The organism is Pseudomonas quebecensis, from assembly GCF_026410085.1.
GTDB lineage: Bacteria > Pseudomonadota > Gammaproteobacteria > Pseudomonadales > Pseudomonadaceae > Aquipseudomonas > Aquipseudomonas quebecensis.
Map to the genome: position 1 here is coordinate 3780657 of NZ_CP112866.1, position 23852 is coordinate 3804508.

Consider the following 23852-nt stretch of genomic DNA (forward strand, 5'->3'; position numbering starts at 1 on the left):
CTTGCAGATTAAGCCGGGCAAATAGGCCAAACAATCCGATAATCGACTAAGCGTTCGATTATCGAACCGATTGTTGGCAGGCTATCGATCAGGTCGCGTCGGCGTGGCTGACCATGCCTTTGATCACCACGGCAGTGGTGGCCAGTGCGGCGGGAATCACCAAGGCGCTGAGCACTTGCTCGAAGTTCCAGCCCAGGCCCAGCAGCGTGGCGCCCATCCAGGCGCCGAGAATCGCGCCGAAACGCCCGATGCCGAGCATCCACGACACGCCTGTGGCGCGGCCCTGGGTCGGGTAGAACCGCGCCGCCAGGGAAGGCATCGCCGATTGCGCGCCGTTGACGCACATGCCGGCGACCAGCACCAGGGTGGCCAGTAGCGTGATATTGCCCAGGCTCTGCCCGACCGCGTAGGCAAATACCCCGGCCAACAGGTAAAACGTGCCGATCACCTTGTGCGGATTGAACCGATCCATCGCCCAACCTACGCCGACCGCGCTCAACACGCCGCCGAACTGGAACAACGCGCCGATAAACGCGGCCTGCTCCATACTTGCGCCGCTGTCGCGCATCAGGGTCGGCAGCCAACTGGTCAACAGGTACACGATTACCAGGCCCATGAAGTACGTCAGCCACAGCAGCAAGGTGCCGGCGCTGTAGGTACCGGAGAAGATCACCGCGAACACGTTGCGGGCCTTCACGGTTTTTTGTTCGGGCACGCTGAAATGAGTGGCCTGGGCGACCAGGTTGGGTTCGATGGGCGAGAGGGTCCGGCGCACGTTGTCGGCGCCACGGTTGCGTACCACCAGATAACGCGCCGATTCCGGCAACCACACCAGCAATACCACGGCCAGGATCAACGGCAGGATGCCGCCGACCAGCAGCAGACTGTGCCAGCCGAATGCCGGAATCAGCTTGGCCGAAATAAACCCGCCGCCGGCCATGCCCAGGTTGAAGCCGCAGAACATGCTGGTCACCAGCAGCGACTTGTGGCGTTCAGGAGTGTATTCGGAGAGCAAGGTGGTGGCGTTGGGCATCCCCGCCCCCAGGCCCAGCCCGGTGAGAAAACGCAGCACCAGCAACTGATCGACGTTGCTGCTGTAGGCCGAAGCCAGGCTGAAGGCACCGAATACCAGCACCGCGCCTACCAGCACGACTTTGCGCCCGAAGCGGTCGGCCAGCGGGCCGGAGCCGAGGGCGCCGAACACCATGCCGATCAACGCGGCGCTCATCACCGGGCCGAGGCTGGCGCGGTCAATGCCCCAGTCCTGGGACAACGCCGGTGCAATAAAGCCCATGGCTGCCGTATCGAGGCCATCGAGGAACACAATCAGGAAACACAGGATAACCACGCGCCACTGATAGCGTGACAGCGGCTGGGCATTAATAAAGGACTGCACGTCCAGGGTGGTACCGACAGAAGGCTGATTCATTATTTTTATTCCACACCGATGGCGGGCGGACGGCCTGGGGCCGTCATTCTTATTAAGTGGCGCTTGAACAGCGCTGCCGCACATTAATAAGCCGGGGGAAACAGCGTCAATTGATCAGCTCGGGATCTGTGCGGTCACCGAACAGCTTACGCAAATAATTGCGCACTCAGCTCGCGGCTGGCGCTGAGCATGCTCGGCAGGAAGCGCTGCTCCAGCTCGCTGCGGCTGACACGCCCGGCGTGGGTGCTGACGTTCAGCGCCGCGAGCACCTGCCCGGAAGCGTCATAGACCGGCACCGCGATGGAACGCAGGCCTTGCTCGAGCTCCTGGTCGACGATGCACCAGCCTTGCTGGCGTACCTGCTGCAGGCATTCGAACAACGCTTCGGGGGTGGTGAGGGTGCGGCTGGTCTTGGTTTGCAGGTCGGCATGATCGAGGTAGTCCTGCAGCGAAGCGTCGTCCAGCGCCGCCAAAAGGATGCGCCCCATGGACGTGCAGTAGGCCGGCAAACGCCCGCCGACGGACAGATCGACCGAGATCAGCCGCTGGGTGGTCGCCGAACGCGCGATGTAGAGGATGTCGTCGCCTTCGAGGGTAGCCATGTTGCATGCCTCGTGCAGTTGCTCACTCATGCGGTCCAGATAAGGTTGGGCCGACACCGCCAGTGGCGTGGACGACAGGTACGCATGGCCCAGGGTCAGCACCTTGGGCAATAACGAATAGGTACGCCCGTCGGTGGTGGCGTAGCCGAGCTTGATCAGGGTGTGCAGACAACGGCGCACGGCGGCACGCGGGATTTCGGTGCGGTGGCTGATCTGGGCGATGGTGAGGTGGCGCTTGCGCTCCTGGAACGCCTGCACCACCGCCAGGCCGCGAGCCAGGGAGGTCATGAAGTCGGGGTCACCGGTGAACGCCTGGATGCGCTTGGCCGGCGAAGCAACGATCGGAGGCGCCACGGACGCGAAGGAATTGCGCAATTGATCGTTCATCTCGATGCCTTCTCTTATTGTCAGCCGCTGGGGAGGTTTGCCAGGTATTACAAGCCGCGCCGGCTGCGGGATACAAGATTGCGCCGACATCACTGTGCGATTATCGGACGATGATTCGATAATCGCAATTTAGCGCGAGCACACCGCAGAGTGCTCAGCCGTGAGTGTGCCAAGGGAAAGTTGTACAAATGCATTAACAGCGTTTAACCAATTGTGAAGCGCAGGCACTTATTAAATGCTCACACACCGATGTAACAAAAGCCTCATACAAAGTTGAAGCTTTTTAACTCTATGCCGATAGTGTTATACAAATGCGCCGCTATAATGCACCCTGCGCCCGGATCGCGGTCTGCAGGTTCGCCGACCACGCCTGCCGCCACTGCACAGGAGTGCGGGGCAAGCGCACTATCAGCCTGGAATGACCCGCACGTCGCATGCAAAGGCACCTGTGTTTCATAAGTTGGCGTTGCAAGGGGTCAACTTTGTTCGCCTTGAGACGCCATCCAGGCATAACGCTTTAACTTACTTACACCCAACTCAATTAGGTAACGATGTGACGAAAGATGAACTGCGCGCGGAACTAGAGCGCCAGGAACAACGTTACAAGGACGTTTACGGCGGGGAAGTCACCACCTACGCCGCCCAGCCTGAACCTGAGCGTAAGCCATGGCGCAAGCGCGCCAGCCTGCTGGACCAGGCCTTTGCCCAGGAAATCCAGAAGATTGAAGAGGAACTCAAGACCGAAGAGCCGTAGGCGCAGCACAAAAGGATGGCGCATAGCCAGCTCGAGCCAATCCGCCTCTCTGCGCCCTCGGTAAAATTTCATACAAATGTTTCAGAGATGACGTTTTGGCGACAATCGCCCTCGCAAAGGGGCCGCGGCTATATAAATCAATGACTTGTCAAAGCCCCGGAAACCCTGGGATGCACAGCGCTCCCCGGTGTTTTTCCAGTGAAGATTGTTACCGATGAGCAGCTAGTGCATCGATTACTGAGGTTTTCTGGCATAATCGCGCCCCCTTACGACCGGGTCAGAAAACCTTCATGATCGATTTATTCAGCGGACTGGATGCGTGGGTTCTAGTGAGCCTGTTGCTCGCCCTGGCCTTTGTCCTCGCCTTCGAGTTCATCAATGGCTTTCATGACACCGCTAACGCGGTGGCCACAGTCATCTATACCAAAGCCATGCCGCCGCACCTGGCCGTGTTCTTCTCCGGGGTGTTCAACTTCCTCGGCGTGTTGCTCGGTGGTGTCGGTGTCGCCTACGCCATCGTGCACCTGCTGCCGGTGGAGCTGTTGATCAATGTGAACACCGGTCATGGTCTAGCCATGGTCTTCTCATTGCTGGCGGCGGCGATCACCTGGAACCTGGGCACCTGGTACTTCGGTATCCCCGCGTCCAGCTCCCACACTCTGATCGGCTCGATCCTCGGCGTCGGCCTGGCCAACGCACTGATCAACGATATCCCCCTGGCTGACGGTGTGAACTGGCAAAAGGCAGTCGATATCGGTGCCTCTCTGGTGTTCTCGCCGATGGCCGGTTTCCTGGTGGCAGCCCTGGTGCTGATCGGCCTGAAGTGGTGGCGCCCGCTGTCGAAGATGCACAAGACTCCGGACCAGCGCCGCAAGCTCGACGACAAAAAGCACCCGCCGTTCTGGAACCGTCTGGTGCTGGTGATCTCGGCCATGGCCGTGAGCTTCGTGCACGGTTCAAACGACGGTCAGAAAGGTATCGGCCTGATCATGCTGGTGCTGATCGGTATCGTGCCGGCGCAATTCGTTCTCGACCTGGGCAGCACCACTTACCAGATCGAACGCACCCGCGACGCCACTGTGCATTTGAGTCAGTTCTATGAGCGCAATAACGCAACCCTCGGCGAGTTCCTGGCCCTGGGCAAAAGCGTGAAAGATGACCTGCCGGGCAAGTTCCAGTGCAACCCGCAGCAGACCGAGCCGACGATCAATGCGCTGGTCAACACCTTGAAAGGTGTATCCGACTACCACTCGCTGAGCGCCGATCACCGCATCGAAGTGCGTCGCTACCTGCTCTGCCTGGACGATACCGCGAAGAAAGTCGGCAAGCTGCCAGGCCTGGATGCGCGCGAGAAGTCGGACCTCGACAAGCTGCGCAAAGACCTGACCGCCACGACCGAATACGCACCGTTCTGGGTAATCCTGGCCGTCGCATTGGCCTTGGGCCTGGGCACCATGGTGGGCTGGAAGCGCGTAGTGCTGACCATCGGCGAGAAGATCGGCAAACAGGGCATGACCTACGCACAAGGCATGTCGGCGCAGATCACCACGGCGAGCATGATTGGCCTGGCCAACATCTTCAGCCTGCCGGTATCGACCACCCACGTGCTGTCGTCGGGTGTCGCCGGCACCATGGTTGCCAACAAAAGCGGCCTGCAAGGCGGCACGGTCAAGACCATCCTGATGGCCTGGGTGCTGACCCTGCCGGCGACCGTTGCGCTGTCGGCCGGGTTGTTCTGGCTGGCGTCCAAAGCGCTGGGCAGCTGATCGCCCTACGCTGAAAAAAGAAGGTGCGGCCTCGCAAGAGGACCGCACCTTTTTTTATGACTGGGCATTAGCGAAGAGCTCAAATCGCAGGTAAAAAAAAGGGCGACCGAAGTCGCCCAAAATGCCTTGCGTGCTCATGTAATCCAGAAAGACCTATGGTTTTTTACGCTTATTCGCGTCTTTCCAGATAAAAAATCCAAACCCTACAAAGAACATCACCATGAGGCTGACGGTCAGCACTCCGGCAAACACCACATTATCGATGAACATGACCGCCCTCCCGTGCTTGCCCTGTTGCGATGGGGCTAAGTTAACGGAGATGGTGCAGGGGAAAATTGACGAGGATCAATGTCGCCCGCAACGGGGCGTAAAGAAGGGCAATAACTGACCTGCATCAATAGATGCAGGGCATTTCAACGCTTTTTGGGTTTGTTTTTCGGTTTTTTCTTGGTTTTCCCAAGCGGCATGGCCTGTTCAAACGCCTGGCGCACTTCGTTCAGACGCTTGTCGTTCAGGTCATGCACGCGCTTGGCACGTTCGGCATTCAGGTCGATCAGCTTGGGTTCATCACTCATGGCTTGGCTTACGTGGTGGCGGGGAGGCCTCAATAATGCGGCCTCGCCCGCCCGACGGCAAATCAGCGGGCGACAAAAGGCAGGCCATCGACCAAAATCGACGCGTCTGTCCAACCTTTTGAGGCGTCCCCAGGTGGCACTGCACAAAGACCTTCCACCGCTGCTGGCCCTGCGCGCTTTCGAAGCCGTGGCACGACATTTGAGCTTTATCAAGGCAGCGTCTGAATTGTCGGTGACCCAGAGCGCGTTGAGCCATCAAGTGCAGAAACTGGAGCAGCATCTGGGTAAATCACTGTTTGTCCGGCGCACACGTGCGATTGATCTGACCGCCGACGGCCAACAGTATTACGACGACATTCGCCCGGCCCTCGACGCGATCGCCGTCGCCACCCGTGCGCAACGGGCGGCGCCCAGTACGACGGTCTTGCGCATCGGTCTGCTGGCCTCGTTCGCCACCCTGTGGCTGGCCCCCCGCCTGGCCGGATTTCTCAACCGCTACCCGTCTATTCAGGTTGAGTTGCTGCCGGCCATTCAACTGGCCAATGTCCCCGCCGCCGAAGTCGATCTGGCGATCCGCTATGGCAAAGGCGACTGGCCCGACGTACATGCCACACGATTGATGCCGGAGGTGATTTCCCCGGTGTGCAGTCCTGCGTTCAAGGCCGGCCCATTGCACAAGGGGCCGTTGCTGATGGCCACTTCGCACCGGCCGTTCGAGTGGAGCGATTGGTCCGCGCATTACCAGGTCGATCTGGAGCACCACCCCCGCGTGCTGCTGCACGACTACAACATCGTCGTCGAAGCAGCCGTGGCCGGCCAGGGCATTGCCATGGGCCGGCATCGTTTGATCGAAAGGCGTTTGCAGGATGGCAGCCTGGTGCCAGCCTTCGATTGGCCGCCTTATCACAGCGATATCGGTTACTGGCTGATCGCCCCGCCAGGCGGTATCAGCCCAGCGGCCGAATGCTTCGTTGAGTGGCTGAAGGACGCCTGCACTGACGCGTGAGTTATTTCGATACGTCGGGTGAGATCTATCCGTTTGTCGCCGCCGCTCAAGGCCAACATGCTCACGCCTCCCACTCTTAAGAGGTTTGACCATGGACTCCCTCCGCGCCCGCGTAAATGCTCTGGGCCTGACGCTGCCCTCCCCCAGCCAGCCGATTGCCAATTACATCAACCATGTCGCCAGCCACCATCAACTGTTTATCTCCGGGCAAATCCCGCTGGTGGACGGCAAGCCTGCTTATGTGGGCCGATTGGGCGAGACCCTCGGCGATGAAGAAGGCGTTCGGGCCGCGGAGCTGGCGGCCCTGGGATTGCTCGCGCAATTGAGCGATGCCCTGGGCGATGACCTGTCGCGCCTGGTACGAACGCTGCGCCTGGGCGTGTTCATTGCCGCCAGCAGCGATTTTCAACGCCATGGCATGGTGGCCAACGGCGCATCGAACCTATTGGTCAACGTCCTGGGCGAAAAAGGCCGGCATGTCCGCACTGCGATAGGCGTGGCCAGCCTGCCCGCCGGCGTGGCGGTGGAGGTTGATGCGGTGTTCGAGGTGCAGCCGTGAGCCCGCTGGAGGTTCGGCAATTGCGCGCGGCCACGCCGGGCTGCCAGTCGGGGTTGGTGCATTTCAATCATGCCGGCGCCTCCCTGCCGAGCCAGGCGACCGTCGATGCCATCATCGAGCAACTGCAGCGCGAGGCGCGCGACGGGCCAATGGAAGCCGGCGAGCACGGCGCCGTAATGGCGGACAATGCCAGGCGCGCCGCCGCGCGGTTGCTCAACGCCCCGCCCTCCTCGATCGCCTTCGCCGGCAGCGGTTCGAGCGCCTGGAACCTGGCATTCCAGGCCCTTGGTCCCTGGCAGCCGGGGGACCGGATCCTGGTCGGGCGCCATGAATGGGGCGGCAACCTGGCGAGCATGCAAGTGGCCGTAAAAGCGGGCGCCCGTGTGGAAGTGATCCCCTGCGATGCCAGCGGCGCCGTATGCCCGCTGGCGCTGACGGCAATGATCGACGCGCGGGTCAAGCTTATCGACCTGACCTGGCTGCCCGCCAACGGTGGCCTGATCAACCCGGCCCAGGCCATCGGCGAAGTGGCCAGGCGCCATGGCATTGCCTACTTTATCGATGCCGGCCAAGCCGTCGGCCAGATCCCGGTGGATGTGCAGGCGCTGCACTGCGATGTACTCAAGTGCGCCGGGCGCAAGCACCTGCGCGGGCCACGCGCAACGGCACTGCTGTATGTGCGGCCGGCGTTTCTGCCGCGCCTCGACCCGGCCCAGCGCGATGTGTTTTCCGCACCGTGGAGCGCGCAAGGTTTCGACCTGCGCAATGACGCCCGGCGTTTTGAAACCAGCGAAGTGTCCTACGCCCTATTGGCCGGATTGGGCAATGCATTGCACGAGATCAATCAGCTTGGGATCGAGCGAGTCTGGGAAAGGGTTGCGCAGACAAGTGCGAGAATTCGCCAGGCATTGGGTGAGATCGAGGGCATCTCGCTGCATGACCTGGGCGAGCATCGATCGGGCTTGATCGCCTTCAACCTGGAAGGCTGGGACGGGTTCGAACTCAAACGGCAACTGGCCTTGCAACGCATCAATATCGGCGCCAATAACGTGGCCTATACCCCGCTGGACATGCAGGCAAGGAGCCTGCCCGGCATCGCGCGCATCTCCGTCAGCCCGCTTAACGACGAGGGCGATATCGAGATCTTGCTGAACGCCCTGCGCGCACTGCGTGGCTAGACTTCGACGTCTACCCACAATCCCTGGCGCGGCGCATCTTCAATCAGCGGCACGACCGGCACGGTGTTATCGGCGTTGAGCACATCGCCAGGAATGGCCAGGTGCTGCTCCGGGTCTTCATCCGCCTCCCGCCGACGCTTCTGCTGTTCCTGCTGGCGACGCTGTTCCTCGCGCAGCAGAAAGGTGGATTGCTCGGCGTCGCCCTTTTTCAGATCGATCGTACTTTCGTTGGAGCCCTGTTGCACGGGCACCACGGGCGGGATATCCGGCTTCTGGCGCACCGGGTCAAGTTGTGACGTGACCGGCACGACGCTGACGGGCAGCATGGGTGGCAGCATAAGTTTTTCTCTCCTGATCTCAGGCTGTCGGCGCGGCGCAGAGCGACTTGAGCACCAAGGTTGGAACCTGTGACCCAGTCGACACTCGCAAGTGCCCGCCACCCGTCGACTCGACGCACATCGCTGCCCGCGAACGGCGTAGTTTTTGTCAGAGTCCTTGGGCGGTGGACCTTGTTCCGTTAAGATAGTCGGCTTTTTCACGGCGGGAGTCAGGCAGCATGGCGCAGCAGTATCAACCGGGGCAACGCTGGATTAGTGACAGCGAAGCAGAGCTGGGGTTAGGCACCGTTCTGGCACAGGACGGCCGCTTGTTGACCGTGCTCTATCCGGCCACTGGCGACACCCGCCAGTATGCGCTACGGAATGCGCCCCTCACCCGCGTGCGGTTCTCGCCGGGCGACTCCATCACCCATTTCGAAGGCTGGAAAATGACCGTGCAGGAAGTCGACGACGTCGACGGCCTGCTGGTGTACCACGGCCTCAATGGGCAGAACGAGCAGGTCACCCTGCCGGAAACCCAACTCTCCAATTTCATCCAGTTCCGTTTGGCCAGCGACCGTCTGTTCGCCGGGCAGATCGACCCATTGGCCTGGTTCTCGCTGCGTTACCACACCCTGGAACACACCAGCCGCCAACTCCAATCCTCGCTGTGGGGCCTGGGTGGCGTGCGTGCGCAACCCATTGCGCACCAACTGCACATCGCCCGTGAAGTCGCTGACCGTATCGCACCGCGCGTATTGCTGGCCGACGAAGTGGGCCTGGGCAAGACCATCGAAGCCGGCCTGGTGATCCATCGCCAACTGCTGTCGGGCCGCGCCAACCGCGTATTGATCCTGGTCCCGGAAAACCTGCAGCACCAGTGGCTGGTGGAAATGCGCCGCCGCTTCAACCTGCAGGTGGCGCTGTTCGACGAAGAACGCTTTATCGAAAGCGATGCCACCAACCCGTTCGAAGACACTCAACTGGCCCTGGTTGCGCTGGAATGGCTGGTGGACGACGAGAAAGCTCAGGACGCGCTGTTCGCCGCCGGCTGGGACCTGCTGGTGGTCGACGAGGCTCACCACCTGGTCTGGCATGAAGACAAGGCCAGCCCGGAATACGCGCTGGTCGAGCAACTGGCCGAAGTGATTCCGGGCGTATTGCTGCTCACCGCCACCCCGGAGCAATTGGGCCAGGACAGCCATTTCGCGCGTCTGCGCCTGCTTGACCCGAACCGCTTCCACGATCTGCAGGCCTTCCGCGCCGAGAGCGAGAACTATCGCCCCGTCGCCGAAGCCGTGCAGGAACTGCTGGACAAAGGTCGCCTGTCGCCTGCCGCGCACAAGACCATCCAGGGTTTCCTCGGCAACGAAGGTGAAGCGCTGCTCACCGCCGTCAACGATGGCGACACCGAAGCCAGTGCACGCCTGGTGCGCGAGCTGCTCGACCGTCACGGCACCGGCCGCGTGCTGTTTCGCAACACCCGCGCCGCGGTGCAAGGGTTCCCGGAGCGCAAGCTGCACGCTTACCCGCTGCCGAACCCGGACGAATACCTCGAATTGCCGCTGGGCGAGCACGCCGAGTTGTACCCGGAAGTCAGCTTCCAGTCGCAGCCGGACATCGAAGAAGAACATCGCTGGTGGCGTTTCGACCCACGCGTGGAGTGGCTGATCGATCAGCTCAAAATGCTCAAGCGCACCAAGGTCCTGGTGATCTGCGCCCACGCCGAAACCGCCATGGACCTGGAAGATGCACTGCGCGTGCGCTCCGGCATTCCAGCCACGGTGTTCCACGAGGGTATGAATATCCTTGAGCGCGATCGCGCCGCCGCCTACTTCGCCGACGAAGAATTCGGCGCCCAAGTGTTGATCTGCTCGGAAATCGGCAGTGAAGGCCGCAACTTCCAGTTCTCCCACCACCTGGTGTTGTTCGACCTGCCGTCCCACCCGGACCTGCTGGAACAGCGGATCGGCCGCCTGGACCGGATCGGCCAGAAACATGTAATCGAACTGCATGTGCCCTACCTGGAAACCAGCCCGCAGGAGCGCCTGTTCCAGTGGTACCACGAAGCGCTGAACGCTTTTCTCAACACCTGCCCGACCGGTAACGCCTTGCAGCATCAGTTCGGCCCGCGCCTGCTACCGCTGCTGGAAAACGCCGACGATGGCGAGTGGCAAGCGCTGATCGACGAAGCGCGTGCCGAGCGCGAACGCCTGGAAGAGGAACTGCACACAGGTCGCGACCGTCTGCTGGAGCTCAACTCCGGCGGCGCAGGCGAAGGCGATGCGCTGGTGGAGGCCATTCTGGAGCAGGACGATCAGTTCGCGCTGCCGATCTACATGGAAACCCTGTTCGATGCGTTCGGCATCGACAGCGAAGACCATTCGGAAAACGCCCTGATCCTCAAGCCCAGCGAAAAAATGCTCGACGCCAGCTTCCCCCTGGGCGACGACGAAGGCGTGACCATTACCTACGATCGTGACCAGGCGCTGTCGCGTGAAGACATGCAGTTCATCACCTGGGAACACCCGATGGTGCAGGGCGGCATGGACCTGGTGCTGTCCGGCTCCATGGGCAATACCGCCGTGGCGCTGATCAAGAACAAGGCGCTCAAGCCGGGCACCGTGCTGCTTGAACTGCTGTACGTCAGTGAAGTGGTGGCGCCGCGCTCGCTGCAATTGGGCCGCTACCTGCCACCGGCCGCCCTGCGCTGCCTGCTGGACGCCAACGGCAACGACCTGTCCGGCCGCGTGTCGTTCGAAACCCTGAATGATCAGTTGGAAAGCGTGCCACGGGCCAGCGCCAACAAGTTCGTCCAGGCCCAGCGCGATCAACTCACGCCGCGCATCAATGCCGGCGAAGAAAAGATCAGCCCTCGCCATGCCGAACGCGTGGCCGAAGCCAAACGGCGCCTGGCGGCGGACACCGATGAAGAACTGGCTCGCCTGACGGCACTGCAGGCGGTCAACCCGACCGTGCGCGACAGTGAACTGATTGCCCTGCGCCAGCAACGCGAACAGGGCCTGGCCATGCTCGACAAGGCTGCGCTGCGCCTGGAGGCGATTCGGGTGCTGGTGGCGGGTTGATGACCCTCCTGCCCTGCTGACCTTATCGGGGGCAAGCCCCCTCCCACAGTTGACCGAGTTGTCATGTCGGTCACTGATCAATGTGGGAGGGGGCTTGCCCCCGATGGCTTCACCCCAGTCTCAAGCGGTCGCGGCAACAGCCGGCACCTCAACCGCACTCAACCCCTCCTTCATGCGCTTGGCATCCCGCACAAAGCTGCGCGAGGCCTGGAACAGAAACAGCATCGTCAAGAACAGCGCCACCGGGATCAGGTACATGGCGTCGTGCAGGCCCACGGCTTTGTAGGCTTCCGTCATCTGTTGCGCACCGTCGGCGTACATCGCCGAATGGGCAAAGTGGTCGGACAAACCGCCCACCACAATCGGCCCCATGCCGCCGCCCAGCAGGTACAACCCGGCAAAAAACAGCGCCATCGCCGTGGCCCGCAGGCGCGGTTCCACTACGTCCTGAATCGCGGTGTAGACGCAGGTGTAGAAGTTGTACGCAAACAGCCAGCCGACACTGAACAGCGCGACAAACACGCCGATCTCGATGCGCCCGGCATGCAGGGCCCAAGCGGTGGTGACGGTGGAAATAATCAGGCTGCACGCGGCAAATAACAGCCGGCCATTGGCAATCCGCTGATGGATCTTGTCGGCGATCCAGCCGCCCAGTGTCAGGCCGATCAGGCCTGTGACGCCGACGATGAAACCGGTGGCCACCGCCGCGTCCTGCAACGGCAACAGGAAATAGCGCTGCAGCATCGGCACCAGGAACGAGTTGCAGGCATAGGTGGCGAAGTTGAAGCACAACCCGGCCAGCACCAGCCATAGGAACGTCGGCACCGCCAGCACGCGGCGGATCGGGCGGTCGACGCGCGCCTGGGACACCTGCACCGCCTCCGCCGCGCCACGCTTGGGTTCTTTGATATAGAACATGAACACCGCCAGGATCAGCCCCGGCACCGCGGCGATAAAGAACGGCGCGCGCCAGCTGTCGAACGCCTTGACCATCGCCCCGATGGTAAAGAACGCCAATAGCAGGCCCAACGGTAGCCCGAGCATGAAAATCCCCATGGCGCGGGCGCGGCGGTGCGCCGGGAACAAGTCGCCGATCAGCGAGTTGGCCGCCGGCGCGTAGCTCGCTTCACCGATGCCGATCCCCATGCGCACCAGCAGAAAACTCCAGAAACTGCCTACCAGGCCGTTGATCGCCGTGAGCCCGCTCCAGGCAAACAGCCCCCAGCCCATCAACTTGCTGCGCGAGCCGGTGTCGGCCAGACGCCCAAGGGGCAGGCCGGCGATGGCATAGACGATGGTAAAGGCGGTGCCGATGATGCCGAGCTGAAAGTCACTCAGGTGCCATTCCATGCGGATGGGTTCGATGATGATTGCCGGAATGGTTCGATCGAAGAAATTGAACAGGTTGGCGAGGAACAGCAGGAACAGAATGCGCCAGGCATTCGCCGCTTGGGTCGAGTTCTGCATGGGTCCGTCTCTTTTATTGTTATGAGAGCTGCGATGCCCGATGCATCCCGCTCAGGTAACTGCAACATAGTCACGCCGGCGGTGGTTGTCTGTAATGATTCGTAAAGCTGATAGGACGTAATTTCACCCGGCACTGCGGGACTTCGCCTACACAAAATATATGTGTGCCCCCCTCTTCCCAATGGCGTTGGCGTGGATAGAATGGCGAGCCTTCCTGCAGTGCCCCTATCCCACTTTTCTTATCGATGACGCCCATGTCCGAAGCCAGTCCGTGTCTGAGTTGCGGTGCCTGCTGTTCCTATTTTCGCGTGTCGTTCTTCTGGGGCGAGTGCGCCTCGTCGGGTGGTACGGTGCCCGATGATCTGGTGGAACAGATCAATCCCACTCGCGTGGCGATGATCGGCACCGACCGCAAACCTGCGCGCTGCTGCAGCCTTGAAGGCACGGTGGGCGAAGGGACGCGCTGCACGATCTATGAGCAGCGCTCCAGTGTATGCCGCGAGTTCGAATCGTCCTGGAGCCAGGGCGTGCAGAACGTCGATTGCGATGCCGCGCGCGCCGCCTTCGGCCTGCCGCCCCTGCAGGCACCGTTTGAATTCGAGCTGCCCATCAGCGCTTAGCATCAAACGCTATGGGCAGCATGCCGAAAAGGTTCTTAGCAAAGTGCCATTATCCCTGGCAAATTCCGCGAGGCTTCTATACTCGACCTCATAGGTCATCGCCTTAGGCCGTGACGTGACGCTATGACAGGACATGCTATGGAATGGCTGGGTCTGCATTTCTTTACCGACCTCCCCACCAACGGGCATTTATTACTCAATTGCAGTCATAACCCGTTTCTGGTGCTGCTGGCTTATCTGGTGGCCTGCGCGGCAGGGTTCGGCACGCTGGACATGGCCGAGCGGGTCGGCCATGTCGAGGCCCCCACCGCGCGCCGACATTGGCGCTGGCTGGGGGCCGGCTGCCTGGCTGGGGGCATCTGGTCGACACATTTCATCAGCATGCTGGCCTTCCAGGCGCCCATCGCAATTCACTACGAACTGACGATGACCTTCGTGTCATTGCTGATCGCGCTGATTGCGTCGTTGTTTGCCATGAAAACCCTCAGCCATCCCAAGCTGCGGCTGCTTCAATACCTGCTGGCCTCGGTGTGGATGGGACTTGGCATCGCCTTGATGCATTACGTCGGCATGTCAGCGATACGCTCCCAGGCATGGATGTACTTCGACTCATGGCTGCTGCTGGCCTCGATCGGCATTGCCATCGGTGCCAGCCTCGCCGCGTTGTTGCTGTCGAATTATCTGCGCACCGGGGCCGGGATCTTCCACCAACTGCTTAAATATGCCGCCAGCCTGGTCCTGGGCGCGGGCATTATCAGCATGCATTTCACTGGCATGGCCGCCATGCAGATGGTAGTGCCTACCGGTGCTGACCTCTCGGTTGCGCCCAACAATAACCCCATGCAGCTGGGCCTGTCGGTGGCGGTGATCACCTTGCTGGTAATCGGCAGCAGCATCAGCGCGGCGCTGGCGGACAAGAAACTGCAACACAAGGAACGCGACCTGCGTCGGGTCAACGCCCTGCTCAGCGAATTGGACCAGGCCCGCGCGTCCCTGCAGCAGGTGGCCCATTACGATGCGTTGACCAGCCTTCTCAACCGTCGCGGGTTCAACCAGATTTTTGCGGAAAAAGTCGCGGAAAAGACCGCCACCCACGGCATGATGGCGGTGATCTTCCTCGATATAGACCACTTCAAGCGCATCAATGACAGCCTCGGGCACGACGCCGGCGATCAACTGCTGACCGTACTGGCCAGCCATATAAAAGGCTCGGTGCGCAGTCATGCCGACGTAGTCGCGCGCTTTGGCGGCGATGAATTCTGCATCCTGATCAGCATCCATCACCGCGACGAAGCGCGCCATCTGGCCCAGCGCATCATGCAAAAAATGAAAGAACCCGTGGAACTGGCCGGCCGTCGGATGGTGATGACCACCAGCATTGGCATCAGCCTGTTTCCCGATGACGGCATGACCTGTGAAGAACTGTTGAAAACCGCCGACCTGGCGCTGTATCAGTCCAAGGATGCGGGACGCAACAGCCTGAATTTTTTCAGCTCCAACTTAAAGACCCGCGCCACCCTCGAACTGCAGTTGGAAGAAGAGCTGCGCAACGCCCTGCGCACCGGCACCCAACTGGTGCTGTTCTATCAACCGATCTTCGACATGAAACTGGGCAAGGTCAGCCGCCTGGAGGCTCTGGTGCGCTGGCAGCACCCACAGCACGGGCTGCTCGCACCCGACCGGTTTATCGAGATCGCCGAAAGCAACGGCCTGATCGCCGAGCTGGACCATTGGGTACTGCGCCAGGCCTGTCATGACCTCAGCCAGCTCACCGACCGAGGCTACACCCAGCTCACGCTATCGGTGAATTGCTCGGCCCTGAACCTGGCGCGCGACGAGCTGGCGGATGAAATCGAAGATGCCCTGCGCTTCAGCGGCCTGGCCGCCAACCGCCTGGAACTGGAAGTGACCGAGAATGCGCTGATGGGCAATATCAGCAGCACCCTGGCGCTGTTGCGGCAAATACGTTCGCTCGGGGTATCGCTGGCCATCGACGATTTCGGCACTGGCTACTCGTCCCTTGCCTACCTCAAGCGCTTGCCGCTCAACACGCTGAAGATCGATCGCTCCTTTATCCAGGACATTCCCAAATCCACCGCCGACCTGGAAATCGTCCAAGCCATCATCGGCATGGCCCATACCCTGCACCTGCAGGTGGTGACAGAAGGCGTGGAAACCCACACCCAGTTCGAACTGCTTCATAGCCTTGATTGCGACTTCATCCAGGGCTACCTGTTGAGCCCGGCGGTGGGCATCGGCGAGATCATCGGCGTAGTACAAGGCATTGAGCGGCATAATCCGCTGCATACCTTCACGCCTGCGGCGAACAAAGAGCCTGCACCGTCCAAAGCGGTGTCGCCAAACCGCGGCAGCGCCGGCTCAACCGTGAGGCCAATCCGCTGACGTCGAATCCTTGGCAGTTAGCCATCATTTATCTAAAGAACTCCGACGAACGGCCGATCCATGAACGTCCGGCCAGGTTTTGCCGAGCCCATCAAGCCTAAGGCCAATGGTTCAGGACAAGGACGCACTGCAAAGTCGCGAACAACCCAATCCGTGATGGCCCTTTGATATTTTCCAGCCATCCGCCCAGGCACATGGCGCACAATGACTTCTAAAAATAACTCTGCCACCGTGGTATCCGACGTGTTGCTCACAGCTCCTGCGGAAAAACCCTCAGGTTCCAAGTCATTGAGCTCCACCTCCGCGCTGGCCACCCAGCAATACCTGTACTTCACCGAGACCAATACCGACCGCATCCTCGACAATCTCGACGGTCTGCGTGACATGGTGTTCCCGCGTCCGCCTCACGCCGAGGGCGATGGCGAACAGCACAGCGACCAGGAATTCCCCTCGGTGTGCCTGATCGGCCTGGGTCGTTGCGGTTCGAACATCGCCCTGGATGTGGCAGAGCTGGTGTACAACGCGCGCAAGTTTTACCTGAACGAGTTCAGCACTGAAGACAAGTCGATCGATAAGGGTTACAGCCCGGCCCAGTGGATCCGCAACAACCTGCGCCTGGGCAATGGCAAGGCCAGCAAACCGGTATTCCTGGTGGAGCCGCTGGTCATGCTGGGCGATCTGGACAAGGACATCGCCGGGCGCATCCGCTTCTCGCGCAAGAACGAAAAAAGCGGGTTCCTGCGCGACTACAGCAAAATGAAAATCATGGACCTGTCGGAAGTGCACGCCGGTGGCGCCGGCAACGCGCCAATCCTGGGCCAGTACCTGGCCAAGATCATCCTCAATAAAGACACCCAGCGCTTTTCCAGCCCCGACTGGAAGATGATTCACTCGTACCTCATCGATTCATGCGGCATCAAGGCCAACCAGTCGCGCCTGTATTTTTCGATCTTCAGCGCCGGCGGTGGCACCGGCTCGGGCATGGCTTCGGAGTTCGGCCTGGCCCAGCAGCATTCGTACATGAACAAGACATTCGACACCAAGCCCGCCGACGAGCACGACAGCAAGAGCGGCCACGCCTTCGTGTTCGAGCCGATCTTTACCAGCGGCATTTGCGTGCTGCCGAATATTTCCGACCATCGCAGCGAGATGTCCGAGGCCTTGCACATCAACGCCGGGCGTCTGCTATGCAAATACCTGTCGGAAGAATGGGATTTCTCTTACAACTTCGCCAATGAAGACAGCAGCGAAGCCAGTGTGAAAGGGCGTATCCGGCCCTGGAACGCCATGATGCTGATCTCCAACGACATCATGCGTTATGCCGAAGAAAGCGATGACGGCAACATCCAGAACATTGATGTCAATGCCATGGAAAAACACGCCAACCAATACATCTCACAGCAGATCTTCAACATTCTTACGGCCCAGGCCGTGACCACCGACTACGATCAGAACTATTTCCGGCGCGCCGGCATCGACATCGGCGAGACCATTCGCCTGGATGCCAACGACTTGTTTATGAGCCTGGCCGGTCCTGTGGCGATTGCGTACGCTGAATCCGTCGTCCCCGAAACCCCGGCGCCCTCGAATGACAAATTCAAGGTGTTCGAAAAAGAACCTCAGCGCCTGAACATCGACGACCTGTTCTTCCGGTCCATCGACCTGCCGCATTTCAACAAGGTCACCCAGGCCATCGAAGGCATCAGCCTGTTGCCGATCGAGTCCAAGCGCTACAAGGCATCCCTGGAGCAATACAAGAACTCCGGCTATGACGCAGCGGCGCTGCACGACCTGCACTTCTTCAAGAACTGCTCGTCGGTGGTGTCGATCGTCTCATTGCCCAAGGACTACAAGCTGTCCTACATGGATCTGAATCGGCTCAAGACGCACCTCAACAGCCTGTTCCCCAACACCACGCTCAAGCGTTATGCCCTGGTGATCGGCGCGTCGGCCAACCTGTCGCTGACCACCCTGATCGCTAAGAGCCCGTGCCTGTCGGACGACTTCCTGACGCTGATCGTGGCGTTTATCAAACGCTGTTTCGCCCGCAACCCCTACCGATTCGATGACACCCTGGACAACTCGATCCTGGACTTCATCATCCACGAGGATTTCGATGAGGAGCGCATCGACGAACTGCTCAACGAGTTCGAGAACCCGGCGAAAATCCTCGATACCAACTGGTACGCGATCAAACCGATGTACGAGAAGAAGTACCGCGAGCTGATCAACGACAAAGAGAAGTTCGTGTCCATCAATGACATTCGCCTGTCACGGGACTGCGTGAAAAAGGCGATCAAGTACCTGCGCGAGATTTACCGTCACCGCATCGGCAAGACCAAGGTGATTTCACTGAACAACCACACCGGCAAGACCGGCTAGGTTGAGGCGCGGCCATCGCGGCCTGGAAATCCATGGGCAGCCTCCTGACGCTGTGGTGAGCGGGCTTACTGGGTGAGCGGGCTTGCCGTGGTGAGCGGGCTTGCCCCGCGCTGGGCCGCGAAGCGGCCCCATTCCAGACGACACGGGGCAACCCCCTGCCCCACTCACTCACAAAATCACAACCTTTACTGCCACACCCGGAAACAATTCCCCACGCATTCCTTCCCACGCAAAACTGTTCCCGTGACGTTTACGTCACCCTGATCTGTGACCTTTCTTCACGGCAAGGTGCCATCACCGGCGCAGCGGTTACTCCGCTACACACTCGACGCGCAAAAATACATGCACCCTTTTAGTGCGCCGCTCCTCACACCGCCCTTTCCTGGATCAGAATCCACGGCGAAACCACAACCGCCCATAGGCTCGGGTCACGCTCGACCAAGTCCAGCGCCCGCGTCGCAGACACTTCGCCCAGGCTGCCGGAGGCCAGCCAGGCGGCGACTTTGTCGCGGTTATCTTCGGCCATGCCCTCAGCCGCCTCGATCAAATCCAGGCTGGCATCGACCCACAATAGGGCACCCTTGGCAAAGAACGGCTCAAGCTCCTTCCAGGAGATTTCGGCGGTTTCACCGAGCAGCTTGGCATAGAGGGTGCTAGGTTCTTGCGTCATGGGAGTCCACCTTGGAAAAAGTCGGCGCAATCATAGCGTCACGTCTCGTTTAGAAAAACCCAAGGCAGAAAAACCCGGTTGCAATTGAGTCATCGAGAAAAACGTCAGGAAAGCCAAGGATTGCCGAAGCGTCTGTCACCACCCGCGCCGCAATTCTGTCTTTTCCTGTCGTTAAAGCGACACCCACGGAATTTGCCCCTGGCAGCCAGCTTTTCAAGCGATCAACCGGCGCTCTACACTGTACCGGTACAGTTGCCAGGCGGTTGCCGGGGGGATATTCCAGATATCCGATCCGGTTCAGCTGCCGATCAGGCCGCTAGAACTATAAAAAATACAACAGTAAGAGTGGAGCACTATGAATAAGGCTACTAAGCAGATTTCCAAACTGTTTGCCGCTATGGTCCTGGCTGGGGTTGCGGGCCATTCGTTCGCTGCCGACACCATCAAGATCGGCATCGCCGGTCCGAAGACCGGCCCTGTGACCCAGTACGGTGACATGCAGTTCATGGGCGCCAAGCAGGCCATCGCCGACATCAACGCCAAGGGCGGCGTCGACGGCAAGATGCTCGAAGCCAAGGAATACGACGACGCCTGCGATCCCAAGCAAGCCGTGGCCGTGGCCAACAAAGTGGTGAACGACGGCGTCAAGTTCGTGGTCGGTCACCTGTGCTCCAGCTCTACTCAACCCGCCTCGGATATTTATGAAGACGAAGGCGTCATCATGATTACCCCGGCAGCCACCAGCCCGGAAATCACTGCCCGTGGCTACAAGCTGATCTTCCGCACCATCGGCCTGGACAGCGCCCAGGGCCCCGCGGCCGGTAACTACATCGCCGACCACGTGAAGCCCAAAGTCGTTGCGGTACTGCACGACAAACAGCAATACGGTGAAGGCATCGCCACCGCGGTCAAGCAGACCCTTGAGAAGAAAGGCGTAAAAGTTGCCGTCTTCGAAGGCCTGAACGCCGGTGACAAAGATTTCTCCTCGATCATCCAGAAACTCAAGCAAGCCAACGTCGACTTTGTCTACTACGGCGGCTACCACCCTGAACTGGGTCTGATCCTGCGCCAGTCCAAGGAAAAAGGCCTGAACGCCAAGTTCATGGGGCCGGAAGGCGTCGGCAACGACTCCATCTCCCAGATCGCCCAGGACGCTTCCGAAGGCCTGCTGGTAACCCTGCCGAAATCCTTCGACACCGATCCGGCCAACAAAGCCATCGTGGAAGAGTTCACCAAGAACAAGCAGGACCCGACCGGTCCGTTCGTGTTCCCGGCCTACTCGGCCATCGAAGTCATCGCCGGCGGTATCAAAGCCGCCAAGAGCGAAGACACCGCCAAAGTGGCTGAAGCCATCCACGCCGGCACCTTCAAGACCCCTACCGGCGACCTGAGCTTTGACAAAAAGGGCGACCTGAAAGACTTCAAGTTCGTGGTCTACGAATGGCACTTCGGCAAACCTAAAACCGAAGTTTCTCCTCAGTAAGCCAGGCATTACTGGTCAACAAGCCCACTGTGAAAGCAGTGGGCTTTGTTTTACGAGGTTTATGGGCCATGTCACCCGCGATCCGGGCGCTGGCTCACCTGAAAATCTTAAAACCGTCACCAGCGGTTCGCTGGCAAACGCTACGTGCAAATGTGCTCACAGAACACAGCACGGGGCCGGAACATGACTCCACCAGTGAAATGCGTATCGGGTTTTTAGGAGCGCTGTAATGCCTGAGATCTATCATTTTTTCCAACAGCTGGTTAATGGCCTGACCATTGGCAGCACCTATGCCTTGATAGCCATTGGCTACACAATGGTTTACGGCATCATTGGAATGATCAACTTCGCCCATGGCGAGGTGTACATGATTGGTTCCTACGTGGCCTTCATCGCCCTTGCCGGGCTGGCCATGATGGGTATCCACTCCCTGCCGCTGTTGATGACCGCTGCCTTCATTGCATCGATCGTCGTAACCAGTGCCTATGGCTACAGTATCGAACGCGTTGCCTACCGCCCCCTGCGCGGCAGCAACCGTCTGATCCCGTTGATTTCCGCCATCGGCATGTCGATTTTCCTGCAGAACACCGTATTGCTGTCCCAGGACTCCAAGGATAAATCCATCCCCAACCTGATCCCGGGGAGCATCTCTTTCGGCCCAGGCGGCGCGGAAGAAGTCCTGATTTCCTACATGCAGATCCTGGTCTTCGTGGTCACACTGGTGGCGATGCTGGGCCTGACCGTGTTTATCTCTCGCTCCCGTCTGGGCCGCGCCTGCCGGGCCTGCGCCGAAGACATCAAGATGGCCAACCTGTTGGGCATCAATACCAACAACATCATCGCCCTGACCTTCGTGATCGGTGCCGCGCTCGCTGCCGTCGCGGCGGTGCTGCTGAGCATGCAGTACGGCGTGATCAACCCCAACGCCGGTTTCCTGGTAGGCCTCAAGGCCTTTACCGCAGCGGTCTTGGGCGGTATCGGCAGTATCCCGGGCGCCATGCTCGGCGGGCTGGTGCTGGGTGTGGCCGAAGCGTTTGGCGCCGATATTTTCGGCGACCAGTACAAGGACGTCGTGGCGTTCGGCCTGTTGGTCCTGGTGTTGTTGTTCCGTCCGACCGGCATTTTGGGCCGTCCGGAGGTTGAGAAAGTATGAGCAGATATCTTAAATCGGCGTTCTTCAGCGCCTTGCTGGTCTGGGCCGTGGCCTTTCCGGTACTCGGCCTCAAACTGAGCATTGTCGGCATCAACCTGGAAGTGCATGGCACCGGTCCCGTGACCCTGACCATCATCGCCCTGTGCTCGGTGCTGATGTTCCTGCGGGTGCTGTTCAGCCAGCAGGTCGGGGCTTTGTTCAAAAGCAACCGTGGCCCGTTGATGTCGCCCAAGGTCAGCCAATTCCTGACCCTGCCGCGTACCCAGCGCTACATCATCATCGGCCTGATCGTGGCCGCGTTGATCTGGCCGTTCTTCGGCTCGCGCGGCGCAGTCGACATCGCCACCCTGATCCTGATCTACGTGTTGCTGGGCCTGGGCCTGAACATCGTGGTGGGCCTGGCCGGCCTGCTCGACCTCGGTTATGTGGGCTTCTATGCGGTAGGCGCCTACACCTACGCGCTGCTGTCGCACTACCTGGGCTGGAGCTTCTGGATCTGCCTGCCGCTGGCCGGCATGGCGGCGGCCACGTTCGGCTTCCTGCTGGGCTTCCCGGTGCTGCGCCTGCGCGGTGACTACCTGGCCATCGTGACCCTGGGCTTCGGTGAAATCATCCGCTTGTTCCTGCGTAACCTCACCGACATCACCGGCGGCCCCAACGGCATCAGCAGCATCCCCAAGCCGACGTTCTTCGGGCTGTCCTTCGACCGCACCGCTGCCGAAGGCCTGCAGACGTTCCACGAATACTTCGGGATCGACTACAACCCGGTGAGCAAAGTGGTGTTCCTCTACCTGGTCGCCCTGCTGCTGGCGCTGGCTGCGCTGTTCGTGATCAACCGCCTGCTGCGCATGCCGATCGGCCGTGCCTGGGAAGCGCTGCGCGAAGATGAGATCGCCTGCCGCGCCCTGGGCCTGAACCCCACTATCATCAAGCTCTCCGCCTTCACCCTGGGCGCTGCGTTCGCCGGTTTCGCCGGCAGCTTCTTTGCCGCGCGCCAGGGCCTGGTGACACCGGAATCGTTCACCTTTATCGAATCGGCGATCATCCTCGCCATCGTGGTACTGGGTGGCATGGGCTCGCAGTTGGGCGTGATCCTGGCGGCGATCGTGATGATCCTGCTGCCGGAAATGATGCGTGAGTTCAGCGAATACCGCATGTTGATGTTCGGCGCCCTGATGGTGCTGATGATGATCTGGCGTCCTCAAGGCCTGCTGCCCATGCAACGTCCACATATGGAGCTGCGCAAATGAGCCGCGAGATCCTGAAAGTCGAAAATCTGAGCATGCGCTTCGGCGGCCTGCTCGCGGTCAACGGCGTGGCCCTGACTGTGAAAGAGAAACAGGTTGTGGCGCTGATCGGCCCCAACGGCGCCGGCAAGACCACGGTGTTCAACTGCCTCACCGGCTTCTACAAACCGAGCGGCGGCAGCATCCTGCTGGACGGCCAGCCGATCCAGGGCCTGGCCGGTCACGAAATCGCGCGCAAGGGCGTGGTGCGCACGTTCCAGAACGTGCGGCTGTTCAAGGACATGACGGCGGTCGAGAACCTGCTGATTGCCCAGCACCGGCACCTGAATACCAACTTCTTCGCCGGCCTGTTCAAGACCCCGGCGTTCCGCAAGAGCGAGCGCGAGGCCATGGAATACGCCGCGTACTGGCTGGACAAGGTCAACCTCACCGAGTTTGCCAACCGTCCCGCCGGCACCCTGGCCTATGGTCAGCAACGTCGGCTGGAAATCGCCCGCTGCATGATGACCCGCCCACGGATCCTCATGCTCGACGAACCGGCCGCCGGCTTGAACCCCAAGGAAACCGAAGACCTCAAGGCGCTGATCAGCGTACTGCGTGAGGAAAATAACGTGACGGTGCTGCTGATCGAACACGACATGAAACTGGTCATGAGCATCTCCGATCATATCGTGGTGATCAACCAGGGCACACCGCTGGCCGACGGAACCCCGGAGCAGATCCGCGACAATCCCGAAGTGATCAAAGCCTATCTGGGGGAAGCGTAAA

General features: G+C 60.3%; 20 protein-coding genes. 13 read left to right on the plus strand and 7 right to left on the minus strand.

Going from position 1 to position 23852, the window contains the following annotated elements:
- Window positions 1-88: 88 nt before the first annotated feature.
- A complete protein-coding gene (gene pcaK, locus OSC50_RS17625; RefSeq protein WP_266248331.1) occupies window positions 89-1429 on the minus strand; it encodes a 4-hydroxybenzoate transporter PcaK in 1341 nt (446 codons plus the stop codon).
- A gap of 146 nt (window positions 1430-1575) precedes the next feature.
- Window positions 1576-2418, minus strand: a complete 843-nt coding sequence (pcaR, locus tag OSC50_RS17630) for a pca regulon transcriptional regulator PcaR (RefSeq protein WP_025855315.1) — start codon at window positions 2416-2418, stop codon at window positions 1576-1578.
- 553 nt (window positions 2419-2971) lie between these two features.
- Here pcaR and OSC50_RS17635 point away from each other — a divergent pair.
- Complete coding sequence (locus OSC50_RS17635; RefSeq protein ID WP_054898413.1) at window positions 2972-3172, plus strand: hypothetical protein; 201 nt, start codon at window positions 2972-2974, stop codon at window positions 3170-3172.
- 290 nt (window positions 3173-3462) lie between these two features.
- Window positions 3463-4938, plus strand: a complete 1476-nt coding sequence (locus tag OSC50_RS17640) for an inorganic phosphate transporter (protein WP_181081551.1) — start codon at window positions 3463-3465, stop codon at window positions 4936-4938.
- A 153-nt stretch (window positions 4939-5091) separates the two neighbouring features.
- Here OSC50_RS17640 and ccoM read toward each other — a convergent pair whose 3' ends face one another.
- The gene (gene ccoM, locus OSC50_RS26035) at window positions 5092-5208 is read right to left on the minus strand and encodes a cytochrome c oxidase subunit CcoM (protein ID WP_277309687.1); all 117 of its coding nucleotides are present in this window, start codon (window positions 5206-5208) and stop codon (window positions 5092-5094) included.
- Between the two features lie 143 nt (window positions 5209-5351).
- A complete protein-coding gene (locus OSC50_RS17645) occupies window positions 5352-5513 on the minus strand; it encodes a hypothetical protein (RefSeq protein ID WP_181081552.1) in 162 nt (53 codons plus the stop codon).
- A 133-nt stretch (window positions 5514-5646) separates the two neighbouring features.
- Here OSC50_RS17645 and OSC50_RS17650 point away from each other — a divergent pair, with 133 nt between their 5' ends.
- From OSC50_RS17650 to OSC50_RS17660, 3 genes are all read left to right on the plus strand, one after another.
- Window positions 5647-6519 carry a LysR substrate-binding domain-containing protein gene (locus tag OSC50_RS17650; RefSeq protein WP_266248324.1) on the plus strand — a complete coding sequence of 291 codons (873 nt, stop codon included), beginning with the start codon at window positions 5647-5649 and terminating at the stop codon, window positions 6517-6519.
- A gap of 91 nt (window positions 6520-6610) precedes the next feature.
- Entirely contained in the window at window positions 6611-7078 is a 468-nt protein-coding gene (locus OSC50_RS17655; protein ID WP_266248323.1) for a RidA family protein, read from the plus strand.
- A complete protein-coding gene (locus tag OSC50_RS17660) occupies window positions 7075-8256 on the plus strand; it encodes an aminotransferase class V-fold PLP-dependent enzyme (protein ID WP_266248321.1) in 1182 nt (393 codons plus the stop codon). Before OSC50_RS17655 ends, OSC50_RS17660 begins: the two co-directional genes overlap by 4 nt.
- On the opposite strand, the gene OSC50_RS17665 is transcribed toward OSC50_RS17660, so the two are convergent.
- The gene (locus OSC50_RS17665) at window positions 8253-8594 is read right to left on the minus strand and encodes a hypothetical protein (protein ID WP_034137285.1); all 342 of its coding nucleotides are present in this window, start codon (window positions 8592-8594) and stop codon (window positions 8253-8255) included. The two genes, OSC50_RS17660 and OSC50_RS17665, sit on opposite strands and share 4 nt — an antisense overlap.
- 218 nt (window positions 8595-8812) lie before the next feature.
- Here OSC50_RS17665 and rapA point away from each other — a divergent pair, with 218 nt between their 5' ends.
- Window positions 8813-11659, plus strand: coding sequence for an RNA polymerase-associated protein RapA (gene rapA, locus OSC50_RS17670; RefSeq protein ID WP_181081556.1), 2847 nt, complete (start codon window positions 8813-8815; stop codon window positions 11657-11659).
- A 120-nt stretch (window positions 11660-11779) separates the two neighbouring features.
- On the opposite strand, the gene OSC50_RS17675 is transcribed toward rapA, so the two are convergent.
- Window positions 11780-13126 (minus strand): spinster family MFS transporter, encoded by a 1347-nt coding sequence (locus OSC50_RS17675; protein WP_181081557.1) that lies wholly within the window; start codon window positions 13124-13126, stop codon window positions 11780-11782.
- A 254-nt stretch (window positions 13127-13380) separates the two neighbouring features.
- On the opposite strand from OSC50_RS17675, the gene OSC50_RS17680 reads away from it, so the two are divergent.
- From OSC50_RS17680 to OSC50_RS17690, 3 genes are all read left to right on the plus strand, one after another.
- Window positions 13381-13746: a YkgJ family cysteine cluster protein gene (locus OSC50_RS17680; protein ID WP_181081558.1), complete on the plus strand. Its 366-nt coding sequence runs from the start codon at window positions 13381-13383 to the stop codon at window positions 13744-13746.
- 138 nt (window positions 13747-13884) lie between these two features.
- A complete protein-coding gene (locus OSC50_RS17685) occupies window positions 13885-16149 on the plus strand; it encodes a putative bifunctional diguanylate cyclase/phosphodiesterase (protein ID WP_253511029.1) in 2265 nt (754 codons plus the stop codon).
- Between the two features lie 204 nt (window positions 16150-16353).
- Window positions 16354-18531, plus strand: coding sequence for a hypothetical protein (locus OSC50_RS17690; protein ID WP_181081560.1), 2178 nt, complete (start codon window positions 16354-16356; stop codon window positions 18529-18531).
- 367 nt (window positions 18532-18898) lie between these two features.
- Here OSC50_RS17690 and OSC50_RS17695 read toward each other — a convergent pair whose 3' ends face one another.
- On the minus strand, window positions 18899-19201 hold the full coding sequence (locus tag OSC50_RS17695) for a DUF2288 domain-containing protein (protein WP_266248315.1): 303 nt from the start codon (window positions 19199-19201) through the stop codon (window positions 18899-18901).
- 355 nt (window positions 19202-19556) lie between these two features.
- Here OSC50_RS17695 and OSC50_RS17700 point away from each other — a divergent pair, with 355 nt between their 5' ends.
- The 4 genes from OSC50_RS17700 to livG all read left to right on the plus strand — a co-directional run bounded on the left by OSC50_RS17700 (window position 19557) and on the right by livG (window position 23851).
- Window positions 19557-20684 carry a branched-chain amino acid ABC transporter substrate-binding protein gene (locus tag OSC50_RS17700; RefSeq protein ID WP_253511024.1) on the plus strand — a complete coding sequence of 376 codons (1128 nt, stop codon included), beginning with the start codon at window positions 19557-19559 and terminating at the stop codon, window positions 20682-20684.
- A 229-nt stretch (window positions 20685-20913) separates the two neighbouring features.
- Window positions 20914-21837, plus strand: coding sequence for a high-affinity branched-chain amino acid ABC transporter permease LivH (gene livH / locus OSC50_RS17705; protein ID WP_034096299.1), 924 nt, complete (start codon window positions 20914-20916; stop codon window positions 21835-21837).
- A complete protein-coding gene (locus OSC50_RS17710; RefSeq protein WP_181079411.1) occupies window positions 21834-23087 on the plus strand; it encodes a high-affinity branched-chain amino acid ABC transporter permease LivM in 1254 nt (417 codons plus the stop codon). Before livH ends, OSC50_RS17710 begins: the two co-directional genes overlap by 4 nt.
- Entirely contained in the window at window positions 23084-23851 is a 768-nt protein-coding gene (livG, locus tag OSC50_RS17715; RefSeq protein ID WP_181079408.1) for a high-affinity branched-chain amino acid ABC transporter ATP-binding protein LivG, read from the plus strand. Before OSC50_RS17710 ends, livG begins: the two co-directional genes overlap by 4 nt.
- Window position 23852: the final 1 nt, after the last annotated feature.